At 69.1% G+C, this 17,448-nt stretch carries 20 protein-coding genes; 7 read left to right on the plus strand and 13 right to left on the minus strand.

All coding sequences use genetic code 11. From position 1 onward, the window contains the following. Positions 1-45 precede the first annotated feature (45 nt). Positions 46-1,170: an alkaline phosphatase family protein gene (locus ACFXI3_RS17175; RefSeq protein WP_378400275.1), complete on the minus strand. Its 1,125-nt coding sequence runs from the start codon at positions 1,168-1,170 to the stop codon at positions 46-48. A gap of 45 nt (positions 1,171-1,215) precedes the next feature. Between ACFXI3_RS17175 and ACFXI3_RS17180 the strand changes: the two genes are divergently transcribed. Further along, on the plus strand, positions 1,216-1,419 hold the full coding sequence (locus ACFXI3_RS17180) for a zinc ribbon domain-containing protein (RefSeq protein WP_344271545.1): 204 nt from the start codon (positions 1,216-1,218) through the stop codon (positions 1,417-1,419). A gap of 55 nt (positions 1,420-1,474) precedes the next feature. Here ACFXI3_RS17180 and ACFXI3_RS17185 read toward each other — a convergent pair whose 3' ends face one another. Then, positions 1,475-2,587 carry a trans-sulfuration enzyme family protein gene (locus tag ACFXI3_RS17185; protein ID WP_378400277.1) on the minus strand — a complete coding sequence of 371 codons (1,113 nt, stop codon included), beginning with the start codon at positions 2,585-2,587 and terminating at the stop codon, positions 1,475-1,477. Between the two features lie 59 nt (positions 2,588-2,646). Between ACFXI3_RS17185 and ACFXI3_RS17190 the strand changes: the two genes are divergently transcribed. After that, positions 2,647-3,162 carry an Lrp/AsnC family transcriptional regulator gene (locus ACFXI3_RS17190; protein WP_378400279.1) on the plus strand — a complete coding sequence of 172 codons (516 nt, stop codon included), beginning with the start codon at positions 2,647-2,649 and terminating at the stop codon, positions 3,160-3,162. An 18-nt stretch (positions 3,163-3,180) separates the two neighbouring features. Further along, entirely contained in the window at positions 3,181-3,615 is a 435-nt protein-coding gene (locus ACFXI3_RS17195; protein ID WP_378400281.1) for a GNAT family N-acetyltransferase, read from the plus strand. Here the strand turns inward: ACFXI3_RS17195 and ACFXI3_RS17200 are convergent. From ACFXI3_RS17200 to ACFXI3_RS17230, 7 genes are all read right to left on the minus strand, one after another. Next, complete coding sequence (locus ACFXI3_RS17200; RefSeq protein WP_378400283.1) at positions 3,609-5,375, minus strand: 3-hydroxyacyl-CoA dehydrogenase family protein; 1,767 nt, start codon at positions 5,373-5,375, stop codon at positions 3,609-3,611. The two genes, ACFXI3_RS17195 and ACFXI3_RS17200, sit on opposite strands and share 7 nt — an antisense overlap. A gap of 116 nt (positions 5,376-5,491) precedes the next feature. Next, positions 5,492-6,178, minus strand: a complete 687-nt coding sequence (gene dhaM / locus ACFXI3_RS17205; RefSeq protein ID WP_378400285.1) for a dihydroxyacetone kinase phosphoryl donor subunit DhaM — start codon at positions 6,176-6,178, stop codon at positions 5,492-5,494. Next, positions 6,175-6,798: a dihydroxyacetone kinase subunit DhaL gene (dhaL, locus tag ACFXI3_RS17210; RefSeq protein WP_378400287.1), complete on the minus strand. Its 624-nt coding sequence runs from the start codon at positions 6,796-6,798 to the stop codon at positions 6,175-6,177. The genes dhaM and dhaL overlap by 4 nt, the downstream gene beginning before the upstream one ends. Next, positions 6,798-7,799, minus strand: a complete 1,002-nt coding sequence (dhaK, locus tag ACFXI3_RS17215) for a dihydroxyacetone kinase subunit DhaK (protein ID WP_377871920.1) — start codon at positions 7,797-7,799, stop codon at positions 6,798-6,800. Before dhaK ends, dhaL begins: the two co-directional genes overlap by 1 nt. A 78-nt stretch (positions 7,800-7,877) precedes the next feature. After that, positions 7,878-8,882 carry a hypothetical protein gene (locus ACFXI3_RS17220; RefSeq protein WP_378400289.1) on the minus strand — a complete coding sequence of 335 codons (1,005 nt, stop codon included), beginning with the start codon at positions 8,880-8,882 and terminating at the stop codon, positions 7,878-7,880. Between the two features lie 47 nt (positions 8,883-8,929). Further along, positions 8,930-9,205: a hypothetical protein gene (locus ACFXI3_RS17225; RefSeq protein ID WP_116203183.1), complete on the minus strand. Its 276-nt coding sequence runs from the start codon at positions 9,203-9,205 to the stop codon at positions 8,930-8,932. Between the two features lie 10 nt (positions 9,206-9,215). Beyond that, positions 9,216-10,913, minus strand: a complete 1,698-nt coding sequence (locus ACFXI3_RS17230; RefSeq protein ID WP_344272323.1) for a sodium:solute symporter family protein — start codon at positions 10,911-10,913, stop codon at positions 9,216-9,218. Positions 10,914-11,199: 286 nt separating this feature from the next. On the opposite strand from ACFXI3_RS17230, the gene ACFXI3_RS17235 reads away from it, so the two are divergent. Further along, positions 11,200-11,625 (plus strand): hypothetical protein, encoded by a 426-nt coding sequence (locus tag ACFXI3_RS17235; protein ID WP_378400291.1) that lies wholly within the window; start codon positions 11,200-11,202, stop codon positions 11,623-11,625. 16 nt (positions 11,626-11,641) lie between these two features. Here the strand turns inward: ACFXI3_RS17235 and ACFXI3_RS17240 are convergent, their stop codons facing one another. Beyond that, positions 11,642-12,358 carry a TetR/AcrR family transcriptional regulator gene (locus ACFXI3_RS17240; protein ID WP_378400293.1) on the minus strand — a complete coding sequence of 239 codons (717 nt, stop codon included), beginning with the start codon at positions 12,356-12,358 and terminating at the stop codon, positions 11,642-11,644. Positions 12,359-12,447: 89 nt separating this feature from the next. Between ACFXI3_RS17240 and ACFXI3_RS17245 the strand changes: the two genes are divergently transcribed. After that, positions 12,448-13,032, plus strand: a complete 585-nt coding sequence (locus ACFXI3_RS17245; protein WP_378400295.1) for a flavodoxin family protein — start codon at positions 12,448-12,450, stop codon at positions 13,030-13,032. Between the two features lie 94 nt (positions 13,033-13,126). On the opposite strand, the gene nucS is transcribed toward ACFXI3_RS17245, so the two are convergent. Next, a complete protein-coding gene (nucS, locus tag ACFXI3_RS17250; protein WP_344271507.1) occupies positions 13,127-13,786 on the minus strand; it encodes an endonuclease NucS in 660 nt (219 codons plus the stop codon). A gap of 102 nt (positions 13,787-13,888) precedes the next feature. On the opposite strand from nucS, the gene ACFXI3_RS17255 reads away from it, so the two are divergent. Continuing rightward, positions 13,889-14,428, plus strand: a complete 540-nt coding sequence (locus ACFXI3_RS17255; RefSeq protein WP_344271504.1) for an NUDIX hydrolase — start codon at positions 13,889-13,891, stop codon at positions 14,426-14,428. A gap of 560 nt (positions 14,429-14,988) precedes the next feature. Here the strand turns inward: ACFXI3_RS17255 and ACFXI3_RS17260 are convergent. After that, positions 14,989-15,762 carry an enoyl-CoA hydratase-related protein gene (locus ACFXI3_RS17260; protein WP_378400298.1) on the minus strand — a complete coding sequence of 258 codons (774 nt, stop codon included), beginning with the start codon at positions 15,760-15,762 and terminating at the stop codon, positions 14,989-14,991. Then, entirely contained in the window at positions 15,735-16,733 is a 999-nt protein-coding gene (locus ACFXI3_RS17265) for a GlxA family transcriptional regulator (RefSeq protein ID WP_378400300.1), read from the minus strand. Before ACFXI3_RS17265 ends, ACFXI3_RS17260 begins: the two co-directional genes overlap by 28 nt. Before the next feature lie 72 nt (positions 16,734-16,805). Here ACFXI3_RS17265 and ACFXI3_RS17270 point away from each other — a divergent pair, with 72 nt between their 5' ends. Further along, positions 16,806-17,363: a cysteine hydrolase family protein gene (locus ACFXI3_RS17270; protein WP_378400302.1), complete on the plus strand. Its 558-nt coding sequence runs from the start codon at positions 16,806-16,808 to the stop codon at positions 17,361-17,363. Positions 17,364-17,448: the final 85 nt, after the last annotated feature.

Consider the following 17,448-nt stretch of genomic DNA (forward strand, 5'->3'; position numbering starts at 1 on the left):
CACCCGCCTGACCCGCGCAGCCGCGCCCCAAGCCGCGGAGCGAAATCAGCCCCGCGCGATCGCCAGCGGGACCAGCTGTTCCGCCGACGTCAGCGAACCGTGCTGGCCCACCAGATTCGACTCCACCGCCTCGGCCAGTTCGCGGACCATGCCGAACGTTCCGGTCGCCGCCGCGACGACGTCGCCGATCCGCGGACGCACCCGGTCGCTCACCGCGGCGCCGAACCAGCCTGCCGCGATCGCCTCGTCGCGCGGCAGGACCCAGGCCCGCGAGCCCAGCACCTCGCGCCACGCCGCCACGACATCCGCCGTCGCGCCGGGTTCCGTGTAGACGTGCCGCGCACGGACTTCGCCGCCGAAAGCGCGGACTCCCGACAGCAGCGCCGGAGTGTCCTCCAGGTTCAGTTTCTCCTCGACGGTCACCATTCCGTGGTCCGCCACCACCGCCAGCACCGCACCGGCGGGCAGTCCGTCCACAATGGACTCCACCAGGCGGTCGACGTGCCGGAGTTGCATCCGCCAGGCCGTCGAGCCGGGGCCGTACAGGTGGCCCAGCAGGTCTAATTCACTGTGGTAGGCATAGCAAAACGACCGCGAAGCCAGTACGTCCAAGGTCCGCGCGGCCAGGTCGCCCAGTGCGTGGACGCCGGCGTAGCGGGCTCCGCTTTGGGTCGCTTGAGTCAAGGCTGTGTTGGCGAAATGCGCCGAAGACACCACCGCGGCCTCGATTCCCGCGGCGGCGGCGCGTTCGAAGGTCGTCGGCAGGGGTTGAACTTCGCGTGGGGGCAGGGCGCCTCGCAGATCGCTGCCGTCGTCGTGGGAGCGCCAGCGCAGGGCGTTCATGACGCCGGCGCCGGGAATCTCGAAGGTGTAGCCGACCATGCCGTGCTCGCCGGACGCCAAGCCGGTGCCGATCGCGGCGACGCCGGCCGCGGTGGTCGACGGGAAGCCGACTCGCAGGGGACTGCTGGCCAGTTCGGTGAGGACGGGGGCGTCCGCGGCATGCTGGGCGAGCAGTTCCCAGCCGAGGCCGTCGATGAGGAGCACGCAGGCGCTGCGGGCTTCGGGCAATGCCAGGCCGCCGTCCTCGCCGGGCACTCCCAGCGCGCCGAGCAGGGCGGGAACGACCTGGCCGAGGTGCGGAACATCCGCGTACTGGGGCACATCCACCCGGACAGCTTCCCACCAACGCGGCCCGCCAGCGATAATCAAGCCATGCCCACCTACGCCTACCGCTGCCGCGACTGCACCGAGACGTTCGAACTCCAGCGCCCGATGGCCGAGTCGAGCGCGCCCGCCCCTTGCCCGGAAGGTCATCTGGACACGGTCAAGCTGCTCACCACCGTCGCGCTCACCGGCTCGGCCTCCGCGCCCGCACCGGCCGGCGGAGGTTGCTGCGGAGGCGGTTGCTGCAGCTGATCGGCGCCGAGCCGGGCCGCGGCATCCGCCGTCAGCCCGACCGGCGCCGAACCGTTCAGCAGCCCTTCAAAGCCTGATCCAGATCAAGCCACAGGTCCTCGACGTCCTCCAGCCCGGCCGAAAGCCGCAGCAAGCCGTGGGTGATGCCGGAGCCCGTGCGGTCGTCCTCCGCGACAATCCGGTGCGTCAGCGAAGCCGGGTGCTGGATCAGCGTGTCGACGCTGCCCAGGCTCACCGCGGGCGTGATCAGCCGGACAGCGCCGATCACCGCGTGCGGGTCGCCGGTCACCTCGAAGGCCACGAGGGGGCCGCCCAGTTTCGGATAGTGCACGGCGCTCACCGACGGGTGGGAGGCTAGCCGCGACGCCAAGACGGCGGCGGTTTCCGAAGCGGCCTTGACGCGCAGCGGGAGCGTCGAAAGGCCGCGCAGCAAGAGGTATCCGGCGAGCGGGTGCAGCACGCCACCGGTGGCGAAGCGCAGGGAACGCAGGCGCGCGGCTTCCTCCGCGTCGCAGGCCACGATGCCGCCCATGACGTCGCCGTGGCCGCCAAGGAACTTTGTCGCGCTGTGCAGCACCATTCGGGCGCCAAGGCGGCCGGGACGCTGCAGAACCGGCGTCGCGAAGGTGTTGTCGACCAGGACCGGGACGTCGCCGCACGCGGCGGTCAGCGCGGCGATGTCCAGTTCGCTCAAGGTCGGGTTCGCGGGCGTCTCCACGAAGACCAGGCCGGTGTCGGGGCGCACTGCCTCGGCGACGGCCTCGAGGGCGGTCCAGGTGACCTCGGTGCCCAGCAGTCCGGTGGTCAGCAGGTGATCCGTGCAGCCATACAGCGGGCGGACGCCGACGATGTGGCGTTTTCCTTGCGACACCGCGGAAAGCAGGCACGCCGAAACCGCCGCCATGCCGCTGGCGAAAGCCACGGCGTGCTCGAAGCCTTCGAGTTCCGCCAGCGCCTGCTCGAACCGTTCGACGGTCGGGTTGCCGATCCGGCCGTAGATGCCGGTGACGTTCCCGCCCGCGGCGAACTCGTCGATCCGGCGGGCCTCCTCGGCGCTGTCGCGCGCGGGGTAGGTCGTGGAGAAATCGAGCGGGACGGCGTGCAGGCCGAGGTCGGCGAGATCGTCGCGACCGGCGTGGACGGCTCGGGTGCTCAGGGCGGAAGTCATGGCAGTCACGGTCGGACAAACACCGGTCGCAAAGCAATACACTCGGATAAGATTCGGGGATGTCCGAAAGGGTCGAACTCAGTACGGTTGATCTTGAGATTCTGCGGGTGCTGCAGAACGATGCCCGGACGTCGAACAAGGAGCTGGCGGCGGCGGTCGGGCTCGCGCCGTCCACCTGCCTGGACCGGGTGGCGCGACTCCGCGAGACCGGCGTGATCACCGGCCAGCACGCCAAGGTCGACGCGGCGAAGGTGGGCCGTCCGCTGGAGGCGTTCCTGTTCGTGCAGGTCCGGCCGCATCGACGGCCGCTGGTGGAGCAGTTCGTCGAACATCTGCTGGCGCTGCCGGAAATCCGCGCGGTCTACCACCTGACCGGACCGGACGACTTCCTCGCGCACGTCGCCACCACCTCGGCCGCCGAATTGCAACGGCTGGTGCTGGACGAACTCACCTCCCGCGACGAGGTCGCCCGCGTGCACACGAATCTCGTCTTCCAGCAGTGGCAGGGCGGGCCGCTGCTGCCGCCGGACGGCGAACCCGCCCAGGGCGCGCGCATCCGGCGGCGCGACCGGTGATCAGCGCAAGATAGACCTGTGCAGATCAGCCTCCTGACCGAAACCGACCGCGCTGCCTGGGAAACCCTCGCCCGCGGCAAAGACGCCTACTTCGACGTCGAGCGCACCGACGACAGCTACGACCGGACCTGGCGCCGCCTGCTCGACGACGACCGGATCCGCGGGGTCGCCGCCAAGCTGGACGGCGCGATGGTCGGCATCGCGCACTATCTGTTCCACGCCAGCATCTGGTACTCCGGGAAGTGCTACCTCGCCGACCTGTTCGTGTCCGAGAACGTCCGGCGCAAGGGAGTCGCGACGGCGCTGATCGAGTGGGTCGCCCGCGACGCCGACGAGCACGGTTTTCCGTCGCTCTACTGGAATACCCTCGAGGACGCCCCGGCCCGCGCGCTTTACGACCGGGTGGGCAAATTCCACGACGGGTTCATTCTCTACACGTACAAACGTCAGTAGTCCTTGAAGCCCTTGCCGGTCTTGCGTCCCAATCGCCCGGCCGTCACCAGGTGCTCCAGCAACGGCGCTGGAGCAAAACCTTCTTCGCGGAACTCGTTGAACAGCGTCCGCTCGATCGCCAGCGACACGTCCAGCCCGACCACGTCCAGCAATTCGAACGGCCCCATCGGCAACCCGCAGCCGACCTTCATCGCGGTGTCGATGTCGTCCGCCGACGCGTAATGCGCCTCCAGCATTTTCACCGCGTCGTTGAGATACGGGAACAGCAACGCGTTCACGATGAATCCGGCTCGGTCGCCGCACTGCACCGGATGTTTCCCGACCGCCGCGCACACCGCCGTCGCGGTCGCGGTGACGTCCGGGGCGGTCGCGATCGTCGACACCACTTCCACCAGTTTCATCACCGGTGCCGGGTTGAAGAAATGCAGGCCGACCACATCGCCGGGCCGCGAGGTCGCCGCCGCGCATTCGATGACCGGCAGCGAGGACGTGGTGGTCGCGAGCACCGCGCCCGGCCGGACAACCTCGTCCAAGGCCGAAAACACCGCCTGCTTAACGGAAAGCTCCTCGGCCACCGCCTCGACCACCAGGTCGACCTCGGCCAGTTCTTCGAACTCCGTCACCGGACGGATCCGACCGAGCGCGGCAGCAGCGTCCTCTTCGGACAGTTTGCCCTTCACCACGGCCTTGTCGAGCGACTTCTTCACCTTCGCCACCGACGCTTGCGCCTTCTCCATGCTCCGCGCCCGCAGCACGACGTCGAAACCGCGCTTGGCGAACACTTCCGCGATGCCGGTGGCCATCGTCCCGGTGCCGATCACGCCGACGGAACGCACTTCGCGAGCCGTCGAAGAGTCCACTTCGGACGAAGCGACCGAATCCACCACGACTGGCGAATCCGGTGCGTCGTAAGCGTAAAAACCGTGGCCGCTCTTTCGTCCCAGTTGACCCGCGGTGATCATCTGCTTCAGCAACGGCGCGGGAGCGTGCAGCCGGTTGCGGGATTGGTGGTACATCGTGTCGAGGATTTCGTACGCGGTGTCCAGCCCGATCAAATCGAGCAACGCGAGCGGGCCCATCGGGTAGCCGCAGCCGAAACGCATTGCCGCGTCGAGATCTTCGCGGGTGGCGTAGCGCTGCTCGTACATCCGCACCGCGTGGTTGAGATAGCCGAACAACAGCGCGTTCGCGATGAACCCGGCCCGGTCGCCCATCACCACCGGCGATTTGCCCAGCCGCTGCGCGAATTCCACCACGTCGGACACCACGTCCGGCTCGGTCACCACCGTGCGCACGACCTCGACCAGTTTCAGCACCGGAGCCGGGTTGAAGAAGTGCATCCCGACGACCTTGCCCGGGCGCGCGGTGTGCACGCCGATCTCGGTGATCGACAGCGACGAGGTATTGGACGCGAACACCACGTCCGGCCGCGTCACCTGGTCCAACTGGGTGAACACCTCGGCCTTCGCCGCGAGGTTCTCCGGGATCGCCTCGATCACCAGGTCCACTTCGGACAGATCGGCGAGCGAGGTGGTGGCGCGGATCCGGCCCAGCAGCGCCTCCCGGCCCGCCTCGTCGAGCTTCCCGCCCGCGAGCGCCCGTTCGGTCGAATGCCGCAGGTGGCCGAGGCCGCGTTCGACGCCCGCCTCGTCCAGTTCCACCGCGACCACGTCGAGCCCGCTGCGGGCGAGCACCTCCGCGATGCCCGCGCCCATCGTGCCAAGACCGACCACACCGACCGTCGAGATTTCCCGTGCCACAAGGCCTCCAGAGGTTACCCGCTGGTAATTGCCGCTCACTGTGCCACGCGAGCCCCTCGAAAGCACATCGGAATCGAGTCAGTCCGGGCGAAGTCACCCGGTCGGAAACCCGCAGGTCACTCCCCGAAGTTCGCCTCCACCAGCTCGGCCACCTTCGCGACCGCCTCGGTCGCCTGCAGTCCGCGGGCCCGCACCAGGATCCGGTCGCCTTGCCGCGCGCCGAGCGACATCAGCGCCAGCACGCTGTGCGCGTCCGCCTCCTGCTCGCCCAGCCGGATCGACACCTCGGCCTCGAATTCGGCAAGGCTGCGCACCACGACCGCGGCCGGGCGCGCGTGCAGCCCGACGTCGTTGGTCAGCGTGAATTCCTTCTCCACCACGCCTTCCTCGCCGGCCGCCGACAGCTCCACCGCGGCCAGATCGGGCGCGACCCCGGCACTCGCCGCAGCCTCGCCCACCGCCTTGGCGTCCGCGCCGCCCTGCGCCGCGACGGCCGCTGCCACCGCGCCTTCCACCAGCGGTGCGTCGACCACCACCGCGGCGGACGGGTCGGCCAGCGACTCCACCGCCAGCTCGGCGGTCATCTGCGCGCTGCCGAGGTCGTAGAGCAGCACCACGCCGTCGCCGGAATCGGCGCGCTGGGTGGCGGCGACGACCTCGTCGTAGTCGGTGCCGATGCCGCCGCCGTCGGGCAGCCCGCCCGCCGGGACGATCCGGACGTCCGGGGCCATCTGGGCGGCCAGTTCGGCCAGCCCTTCGGCCAATTTCGCGCTGTGCGACACAAGAACGATTCCAACGGTCACCGGGCCGCCTCCGCGAACGCGCGCAGCAACAGCGCCGTCGAACGGGCACCCGGATCCATGTGCCCGACCGCGCGTTCCCCGAGGTACGAGGCGCGGCCCTTGCGCGGCACCAAGTCCACAGTGGACTCCGCGCCGCGGTCGGCCCCGTCGGCCGCCGCGGTGAGCACGTCGGCGATCGTGCCGTCGGCAGCGCCTTCGGCCGCGGAGATGGCCGGGATCAGCGCGTCGACCATCGTCGCGTCGCCGCCCACCGCCTTGCCGCGTGCCTGCACGCCTTCCAAAGCCGCGCGCAACGCGTCCAGCAGCAGCGGCACGTCGATCTCCGCCGCGTCGCCGAGCTTCGCCGACGCACGCAGGAAAGCCGTGCCGTAAAGCGGTCCGGCCGCGCCGCCGACCTTGGAAATCAGTGTGGTGGCAGCGAGTTTCACCACCCCGGCCGGCGTTTCCGGCACCGCGGTCTCCAATGCGGAGACGATCGCGGTGAAGCCCCGGCTCAGGTTCTCGCCGTGGTCCGCGTCGCCGATCGCGCGGTCGAGGTCCACCAGTTCGGTGCGGTGCTCGGCGATCACTTCGGCGGCGGCGCGCAACGCCGCCGCGACCCCTTCGGCAGTGCAGGCCATCAGATCCCCCACCGCAGGGCGGGCGTGCGCACCGGCGCGTCCCACAGCTGCGTAAGCTCGTCGTCCAGTTTCAGCAGGGTCAGGCTGATCCCCTGCATTTCCAGGCTCGTGATGTACGGGCCGACCAGCCTGCGCTCGACCAGGATCCCGCGCTCGGCCAGCAGCCGCTCGGCGATCCCGTGCGCGAGGTACAGCTCCAATTGCGGCGTGCCGCCCATCGAGTTGGTGAACAGCAGCACCTTGTCGCCGGAGGAGAACGGCAGATCGGACACCACCGCCTCGACCATCCGGGCGACCAGCGCGTCGGCCGGTTCGGCCGGGATCCGCTCGCGGCCGGGTTCGCCGTGGATGCCGATGCCGAACTCGATCTCGTCCGGCCCGAGGTCGAAACTCGGCTCGCCCGCGTGCGGCACGGTCGGCGCGGACAGCGCCACCCCGATCGACCGGACCTGCCCGATCACCTTGCGCGCCAACGCTTCCACCGCGTCCAGCGAATCGCCGCGCTCGGCCGCCGCGCCGGTGATCTTCTCCAGCAGCACCGTTCCGCCGACGCCGCGCCGCCCGGCGGTGAACGTGGAGTCCTTGACCGCCACGTCGTCGTCGATGACCACGCTGCGCACGTCCAGGTCCTCGGCCGCGGCCAGTTCGGCGGCGGTTTCGAAGTTCAGCACGTCGCCGGTGTAGTTCTTCACGATCAGCAGCGCCCCGGCCGGACCGGTGGTGGCGGCGATCGCGCCCTGCACCGCGTCCGGGGTCGGCGAGGTGAACACCGGACCGGGCACCGCGGCGTCGAGCATCCCGGGGCCGACGAACCCGCCGTGCAGCGGTTCGTGCCCGGACCCGCCGCCGGAGACCACCGCGACCTTGCCCGCCACCGGCGCGTCCGCGCGCACGACCAGCGCCGGGTCGTCGCGCACGCGCAGCAGGTCCGCGTGCGCGACCGCGAGCCCTCTCAGCGATTCGGCGACAACGGCCGCCGGATCGTTGATGATCTTCTTCATGGCGGACCTCCGGCACCTCGGCGTCGTGGACTGCCCCAACCTATGAGGTCGCCGGGCCCGCCGCAAAGCGCCCCCTGGTCACGCCTTGGGCAGTTTCCCGGCCAGCTGCTTGGCCAGCCCGGCGGTCTTGCCGCACGGGTCGTCCTTGTCCGCCTGCGCGTCGGAGTTCGTGTACTCCAGCTGGACAACCTCGACGCGGTCTTCCTTCCACTGCCGGTGCTGCCATTTGACCTGGCAGCTCGACCCGGAGGTGCCCTGCTTCGCGTACGCCTGGTTCGGCGTGCCGACGTCGGTCTTCAGCCAGCCGTCGCCCTCGCTCGGCGCGACGCCGGGGAACATCGTCACCCGGACGCTCGGGATGAGGCCCCAGTCGCACGAGTGCAGCCCGGACGCCCGCGGCTTCCCGCCCTTCACGACGCCGTCCACCGCGGCCGCGTCGAGCACAGTGCACGGGTCGACCGCAAGCAGCGAGCCCGGGCCGGGCGTGTACTTCTGCGGGTTGTTGTGCAGCTTTTCGACCGCTGTCGCGACGAGTTTGCGGCCGGCCGCGCAGGCGTCGCCGCCGGTGTAGTCGATCCGGAAGGAGACCCCGAAGGACGGGTTCCGCGCGGTGAGCGCGCTGACCACGCAGCCGGACCCGCCGCCGAGGTCGGGCACCTCGACCTGCGGCAGCCCGCCGACCGCGCCGGTGGTCTTGTCCGAAGCGAACGTCACGATGCCGCCGACCTCGACGCTCGCGCGGATTTCCTTGCCGCCCGGGTCGTTCGCCTTGGCGACACAGGAGTCGAACTGCGTGCTCGACGCGGTCGCCTCGCCCTGCATCGTGCCGAGCGGGCCCATCGCGGTCTTGTCCACGAACTGGCATGGCAGCAGGTCGCGCAGGACGGCGGGGGCGACCGCGGGATCGGTGATGGGGCCGGAAGTCGCGGCACCGTCCCCGGCGGCGGGGACGGTCGTGCGCGCGAAGTTCTCCTTGCCCAGATTCGGGCCGCCGCACGCGGACATCGCGGTCGCCGCGACGATGCCCGCGGCGACCAGGGCGGACAACTTCAGGAACCGGCCGAACCGGCGATCGTGCACCACGTCCGGCAACCTAGCCTGCGAGGTCGCCGGACGTGGTCGCAACCCGGTTATTCGGCGGGTGACTCTTCCGTCGTTTCCGCGGACGGCGGCACGACCAGCGGCCGCAGCACCGCCCACAGCACGAACAACGCGGTCACCACCAGCAGGCCGATGCCCGACCAGAGGTTGATGTTCACGTCGGCGGCCTTCTTCAGATCGGCGTCGCTGGTGAACCCGGCGCCCATGATCGTGAGGATCACGCCGTAGACGCCGAGCAGCAGCGCGATGATCAGCCGGATGTCGAAGGCGCCCGCCTTGTGCGGCCGCGAGGTTTTCTCGGTCATGCGGGCCTCCTCAGAAGATGATGTTGAGGGCGATGGTGATCACGAGGACGATGCCGGCCAGCAGGCCCGGCTTGCGGTACCAGCCCGCGTTCTCGCCGGTGTTGTCGTGCTTGAGCGCGTCGCGCGGCGTGAGCGAGTAGACCAGGCCGACCAGCTGCGCGTCCGGCTTCGGCTGAGTGGCCAGCGAAACCCCGATGCTCACCACGATGTCGACGACGAACGCGGTGCCCGCCGCCACGAAGCTGGTGCCCTGACCGGCGAGGGAGAGCACGTCCAGCTGCGAGAGCGCCCAGATGGTGATCGCCGACGCGGTACCCGCCACCAGGCCGATCCACCCGGCGGCCGCGGTCATCCGCTTCCAGAACATGCCGAGGATGAACGTGGCGAACAGCGGCGCGTTGAAGAACGAGAACAGGTCCTGCAGGTAGGTCAGGATGTTCGCGGACTGCGACGCGACGAACGCGGTGCCGATGGCCAGCACCGTCGCGACGACCGTGGTCTTGCGGCCGAGGTTCAGGTAGTAGCCGTCCGGCTTGTCCTTCTTCACGTACGTCTGCCAGATGTCGTACGTGAAGACGGTGTTGAAGGAGCTGAGGTTCGCCGCCATGCCCGCCATGAACGACGCGAGCAGACCGGCGATCGCGATGCCGAGGATGCCGTTGGGCAGCAGGTCGCGCATCAGCAGCAGGAGCGCGTTGTTCGCGGTGACCCCGCTCGTGGCCGGTTTGTCCGCGAGCAGAAGTCCCTTGTCCTGCAAGTACTCCGGCACCACGACGCCGGCGATCATGCCCGGGATGATGACGATGAACGGCACCAGCATCTTCGGGAACGCGCCGATGATCGGCGTGCGCCGCGCGGCCGACATGCTCTTCGACGCCATCGCGCGCTGGACCTCGACGAAGTTCGTCGTCCAGTACCCGAAGGACAGCACGAAGCCGAGACCGAACACGATGCCGAGGACGGACAGGAAGTTGTTGCCGAAGCCGGTCAGGTTGTCGCCCGGCCAGGAGTGCAGCTGCGCGGTGCCGCCGGGGCTGTGCGTGATCTTGTCGACCAGGCCCTGCCAGCCGCCGACCTTGACCAGGCCGACGATGGTGAGCGGCAGCAGCGCCACGACGATCACGAAGAACTGCAGCACCTCGTTGTAGATCGCGGCGGACAGCCCGCCCAGCGCGGTGTAGCCGAGCACGATGGCGGCGGCGATGACGATCGACACCCACAGCGGCCAGCCCAGCAGCAGGTTCACGACGCTGGCCAGCAGGAACAGGTTCGCGCCCGCGATGAGGATCTGCGCCGCGGCGAAGCTGATGCCGTTGACCAGATGCGCGGTCGGCCCGAACCGGCGGCGCATGAACTCGGGCACGCTGCGGACCTTGGAGCCGTAGTAGAACGGCATCATCACGAGGCCGAGGAACAGCATCGCCGGGATGGCGCCGATCCAGAAGTAATGGACCGTCGGCAGGCCGTAGAGGACGCCGTTGGCGGACATGCCCATGACCTCGACCGCGCCGAGGTTCGCGGAAATGAACGCCAGGCCGGTGACCCACGCGGGCAGCGACCGGCCGGAAAGCAGGAAGTCGAGACTGCTCGACACCTGCCTTCGGGCGAGAGCGCCGATACCGAGCACCAGGACGAAATAGAACGCCAACTCGATGTAGTCGATCGGACTCGCGTCGAGCCGCAAGTTCGCGTCGGCGAGGAACGGCACCCCTGCCACCTCCGAATCAAACATTCTCACACAGAAAACACCATCGTTCCTGTCAGACCGGCACAGTACTGCATGGATTCCGAACAGGCACCCCGACACCGCGGTTTTTCACCAACCTGCCGCTGACCTGTGCATTCCGCGTGCCCGGAAGCACCGGTGTTGAGTCCTGTCGCTTCGCCCGCCAACCCCTCACCCTCGGGACAGATTCACCCGTTCCGGGAGGGTTCCGCCGGGCTGGCCCTAGGCTCCTGGCACCGTCGGCGTCTTCGGAAAGGACCTCGCCGCGATGACCGGCCCCGCGATCCCCATGCCCGGACGGCTCCGCGCCGCGCTCGCGCTCGCGTTCCTGCAGGTGCTCATGAACGGCGTGTTCGGCGCGTCCGCCCAACTGCAGATCGCCAAGCAGCGGAGCGGCGGCGAGGAGCCGTTTTCGATCCTGTACGCGATCACGTGCTTGTACTACGTCTTCGCCGCGGGCCTGCTGGTGTCCTGGATCGCGATCTTGTTCGGCTACGGCTGGGGTCGATGGTCGCTGCTGGCGTTCGAAGCGCTGTCCGCGATCGGCGGCCTGGCCAACCTGGCGGGCGGCAGCCTGGCGGCAGCGGCGGGGTTGGTGCTGGCTGGACTGGTGGTGACGACGCTGTTCCGCGCGGAAACGCAGGCGTGGCTGGACGCGAAGGCCGCTCAGCGCCGCGCCGGATCGACGATCTGACGGATCCCGTCCGTCGTCATCGGCTGGCCTTGCCGAGCCGGTCGAGCCATTCGCGCAGCAGTCCGGCCTCGAAGACGCTGAAACCCGCGTCGGTCACCGGGTCGGCGTCGCCGGCGGGAGCGACGATTCCGAGCAAAGCCTCCGCACGGTCGGCGATCGGGGAAGCGTCGACGGGGGCTTTTTGTTCGGTCAGCGCGTTGAGCACGATGTCGCGCAGCGGCCGGATCAACTCGACGTCCCGCGCTTCTTCCGGCTGGGCCAGCAGGAGCAGGACGGCGCCGGTCGTGGACGCCTCGATGGCGACCGCGGCCGCCTCGACCGACGTCCGGAGCAGGCCTCGCGCGTTGGCGCGTTCGAGCATGCCGCGCAGGATGGCCCGGTTTTCCGCGGCTGCCGCGGGCTGCCGGCCCGGCCGGACGCTTCCGTACATCAGCGTGTAGATCGCGGGATTGGCCAGCCCGAACGCGACGTGCACGTCCCAGCCGCGGCGCAGGTCGTCGATCGGATCTTCGGCGGGTTCGAACGCGCGCTTCTCCGCGAGGTAGCTCTCGAACCCGAAGGTGGCCACGGCGTCGAGGAGCCCGTCCTTGTCCGCGAAAAGCCGGTACAGCGTGGGCGTTTGCACTCCCGCCGCCGTCGCGACCGCCCGGGTGGACAGCCCCGCCGCCCCGGCCGAGGCCAGCAATTTCACCGCTTCGCTCAGGATGCGCTCGCGCTGGTCCTCCACTGCCATGTGCCGACGATAACAGATTCTTGTTGACGTTGACACTGACGCTGTCACGGTAATAGCGTTATCAACGTCAACAGCGAAAGGATCCGCTCATGTCCTCCGTTCACGTCGCGATCGCTTACTACTCCGGATACGGGCACACGCTCGAACTCGCGAAGGCGGTCGCCGCCGGTGCCGAATCAGTGCCCGGGGCTCGCGCCGACCTGGTCGACGTCGCCGAAATGTCCGACGCGAAGTGGGAAACCCTCGACGTCAGCGACGCGATCATCTTCGGCACCCCGACCTACATGGGCTCGGCTTCCGGGGCGTTCCACGTCTTCGCCGAGGCGACCTCGAAGCGCTGGATGAGCCAGCGCTGGCTGGACAAACTCGCGTCCGGATTCACCAACTCCGGCTCGATGAGCGGCGACAAACTGCACACGCTGCAGTACCTCGCGCTGCTCGCCGCGCAGCACGGCATGCACTGGGTCAGCCTCGGCCTGATGCCCGGCTGGAACACCACCACCAGCAGCGAACACGACGACAACCGGCTCGGCTTCTACCTCGGCGCGGGCGCGCAAACCTGGAACGACCAGGGCCCGGACGCCGTCCACGCCGCGGACCTCGCCACGGCGCGCCACCTCGGAGCGCGGGTCGCGACCCAGGCTCTGCGGTACCAGGAGCCGATCGCTTCCTAGCCGTCGTCAGCCCGGAACCGGTTGCCGCGAAACGAAGTGGCGACGGCTCAGCGAGGAGATGCGCTCCGGAGCACGGGCTGAGCGGCGAAGACGATCAGAACAGCCGGAACTCGTCCGAATCCGTGCCGCGCAACGCGTCGTAGTCCAGGACGACGCAGCGGATCCCGCGGTCCTCGGCGAGGACGCGCGCCTGCGGCTTGATCACCTGCGCCGCGAACACGCCCTGCACCGGAGCGAGCAGCGGGTCGCGGTTGAGGAGTTCGAGGTACCGGGTCAACTGCTCGACGCCGTCGATTTCGCCGCGGCGCTTGATTTCCACCGCGACCGAACCGCCGCTGGCGTCGCGCGCCATGATGTCGACCGGGCCGATCGCGGTCGGGTATTCGCGGCGGACCAGGGTGTAGCCGTCGCCGAGGGTTTTGATGTGCTCGGCGAGCAGTTCCTGCAGGTGCGCTTCCACGCCGTCCTTCTGCAGGCCGGGGTCGACGCCGAGTTCGTGCTTCGAATCGTGCATGACCTCGGCGAGCGTGATGACGAGTTTCTCGCCTGCCTTGTTCTGGACCGTCCAGATGTCCGGGTCCTCGATCAGCCAGCACGGCGGCGACATCCAGTTCAGCGGCTTGTACGAGCCGCCGTCGGAGTGCACGAGCACCGAACCGTCGGCCTTGACCATCAGGACGCGGTTGGCCATCGGGAGATGCGCGGTCAGCCTGCCGACGTAGTCGACCTGGCACCGGGCGACGACGAGCCTCATCGGATCCGCCCCGCACGGAGCGGGCTGGCGAAACCGGCCGGAGAGGTGGGAAGCACGAGACGCACCCGCCGAGGGTAGGACAGTCTCGGTGATACTGGCGAGGTGGACCCCATTCAGCGTGTCGCGACCCGCGAGGTGTATCGGAACAACTGGATGACGGTGCGAGAGGACGCCATCCGCCGCGCCGACGGCAGCGACGGCATCTACGGCGTCGTCGACAAACCGACCTACGCACTGGTCATCCCCCTGGACGGCGACCGGCTGCACCTGGTCGAGCAATTCCGGTACCCGCTCGGGATGCGGCGGTGGGAATTCCCGCAGGGCACCGCGCCCGATCTCGCCGAGACCCCGCCCGCCGAGCTGGCCCAGCGGGAGCTGCGGGAGGAGACGGGGTTGCGGGCGTCGGCGTTCACGGAACTGGGGATGCTCGACGTCGCGCCAGGCTTGGCGAGCCAGCGCGGGCACGTGTATCTCGCGACCGGGCTCACCGAGGGCGCGCCGGAGCGGGAACTGGAAGAGCAGGACATGCGGACAGCGTGGTTCAGCCGGACGGAGGTGGAGAAGATGATCTCCACCGGGGAAATCTCGGACGCGCAGTCGGTGGCGGCGTACACGTTGCTGCTGCTGCACGAACGCCGCTGACCGCACTCACGGCACCGGGCCGCCGACGCCGCTGGTGCCCCAATGCCACATTGGGTGCGTCAGATGCACCCAATGTGGCGTTCGGTGCGTCAGATGCACCCAATGCCACATTGGGTGCGCCAGATGAGCCCAATGTGGCGTTCGGTGCGTTCAGCGCACCCAATGCCACATTGGGGTTTTCTCAGCGGTGCGGTGTGTGGCGGGTTCGTTGTAGCGGTGGCTGGCCAGGGGATGCGGAGCACCGCCGGGTCGCGTGGCTCTGTTCCTGTCGAAAGTCCGTGAGGGGAACCCTGAGGGAATCAGAGTCCCTCAGGGTTCCCCTCACGGACCTCGGCATCACGCGCGAGGCCGACCGCGCGACGCGAGAACCCGGCGCAAACGGGGGTCTCCCCGCAGGGCTGCGCGGTGGCATGCGGCGCGGGGCCGCGGGCAGCTGCGGCGACGCGGCCGACCCACGCCGCTCCCGCAAACGTCCTTCACGGACCTCCCCAAGGCCCACTACTGAGAAAACCTCATTGGGGCGGCACGAAACCGAGGCCAGGGCGGCCGGCGCCTGGGGATCAATCCGTCCAGTCGGGCTTGCGCTTCTCCAGGAACGCCGCCATCCCCTCCCGCGCGCCCGGCAACTGCGAGGCCGACGCCATCACCTCGACCGCGATGGCGTACGCGTCGGCTTCCGGACGGTCCAGCTGGGCGTACAGCGTCTGCTTCCCCATCGCCTTGCTCGCCCGGCTGCCGCGGGTCGCGCGGCCGAGCAGGTCCGCGACCGCCTCGTCCAGGGAGTCGTCCGGGACCACGCGGTTGACCAAACCCCAGTCCAGCGCCGTCGCCGCGTCGATCACGTCGCCGGTCAAAGCCAGTTCCATCAGGCGTTTCCGGCCGATCGCGCGCGCCACCGGCACCGCGGGCGTGTGGCAGAACCAGCCGCCCTTGCCGCCTGGCAGAGCGAATCCCGAGGACTCCGCCGCGACCGCCAGGTCGCACGACGCCACCAGCTGGCACCCCGCGGCCGTCGCCAGGCCGTGTACCCGCGCGATCACCACCTGCGGCACTGATTCCATCGTCCGCATCAGCGTCGTGCAGAGAGTGAGCAGCTCGCGCACCCCCATGAGGTCGCGCGCGGCGACGTCGCCGAAGTCGTGCCCGGCCGAGAACACCGGCCCAGCCCCGGCCAGCACGATGCCGGTCGCGTCGGACTCGCCAGCTTCACGGAACGCGGCGAGCAACTCGCCGAGATGCTCGGCGGACAGCGAATTGCGCCGCGCCGCGCGGTTCATCGTGATGGTGACCGTGTCGCCGTCCCGCTTTACGAGGAGGTGCTCGTACTCGCCCATGCCCCGACCGTAACCCCGCCGGCGGGGATGCGGAAAGTGCGCCGATACGAATCCGGCCCGACCCCGACCTCCGCCCGCAGCCGTCGGCGCAGGTTCGCGGCGCTGCCGAGCCCCGCCCGCTCAGCCACCCTGGCGACCGGCAGATCCGTGGTCTCGAGGAGCCGCTGCGCGTGCTGCACCCGCTGGACGAGCAGCCACCGCCCCGGCGTACTGCCGGTGGCGGCAGCGAACTCGCGGTGAAACGTCCGAGGACTCATCCCCGCGTGCTCCACCAAATCCGGCACGCCGATCTCGGCGGAAAGCCGAGTCATCGCCCAGTCCATTGTGGACGCGATACCCGGCCGCGAAGCGTTGGCGGGCAACGGAGCCTCCGCATACTGCCGCTGGCCCCCTTCCCGAACCGGCGGCATCACCAGCCGGCGAGCAAGCCGCGCGGCGACCTCCGCCCCATGATCACGACGCACCAGATGCAGGCAAAGATCAAGCCCGCCCACGACCCCCGCCGACGTAAGCACCCCGTCCTGCTCGGTGTACAACACATCGCGCCGAAGCTCCGCCGCCGGCGCCGCTGTCGCGAGCGCGTCGAGATCACGCCAATGCGTCGTAGCAGGCCGCCCGTCGAGCAACCCCGCAGCAGCGAGCGTGAACGCTCCGGAACAAAGCCCAGCAACCGTCGCCCCACCCCGATGAGCCCGCCGAAGCGCACTCCGTGCGGCAGCAGGCACCTCAGCCAACGGATCGTCACGCCCCGGCGCGAGAATCAGGTCGCACTCGTCCAACCCGGAAAGACCATGCGTCGCAACGACTTCCCCAAACGGCGACACCCGCGTACGCCCCCGCCCAGGCGCACACACCCGCACCGTGAACGGCCCAATGCCACTGTCGGTGCGGTCCTGAGCCCACACCTCCGCGATCACCGCCAGGTCGAACATCCGGCTGCCCCGCAGGAGCAGCACCCCGATCGTGCGCATGGCAGAAAAGTACCGCATCGCGCCTCTTATGCCACTCCCCTTTGGCGCGATCTCGCGGCCACAATCAAGCTCATGACCACCGCACTGCTGCTGATCGACGTCCAACAAGGCTTCGACGACGCCGAGTTCTGGGGCCCGCGCAACAACCCCGACGCCGAAGCGAACATCCAAGCACTGCTGCAGTCTTGGCAGGCTCGGCGCGACCCGGTCGTGCTAGTCCACCACGACTCCGTCAAGCCCGATTCGCCACTACGCCCAGGCCAGCCAGGCAACGACTTCAAACCCGAACTGGCAGGCGCCCGCCCGGACCTGGTCTTCGGCAAAAAAGTGAACTCCGCCTTCCTAGGCGACGCAGACCTGGACGCCTGGTTCAAAACCCGTGGAATCACGAGCTTCGTCCTGGCCGGAATCCAAACCAACTTCTGCTGCGAAACCACCGCCCGCATGGGCGGAAACCTAGGCTACGACGTAACTTTCGCCCTGGACGCCACCTTCACCTTCGCCTTGGAAGGCCCAGACGGCACCACCCTGACCGCAGACGAACTAACCCGCACAACCGCAACAAACCTCCACGGCGGCGGCTTCGCCACAGTAAAAAACACCAAAGAAATCCTGTCCACCATTCCGTGAGGGGAACCCTCACGAACTCAGAGTCCCTCAGGGTTCCCCTCACGCCCCGCCGTGGCCTGTGAAGGGCTCCTTGAGGGAATTAGAT

This window comes from Amycolatopsis sp. NPDC059235 (assembly GCF_042754125.1).
Taxonomy (GTDB): Bacteria; Actinomycetota; Actinomycetes; order Mycobacteriales; family Pseudonocardiaceae; genus Amycolatopsis; species Amycolatopsis albidoflava.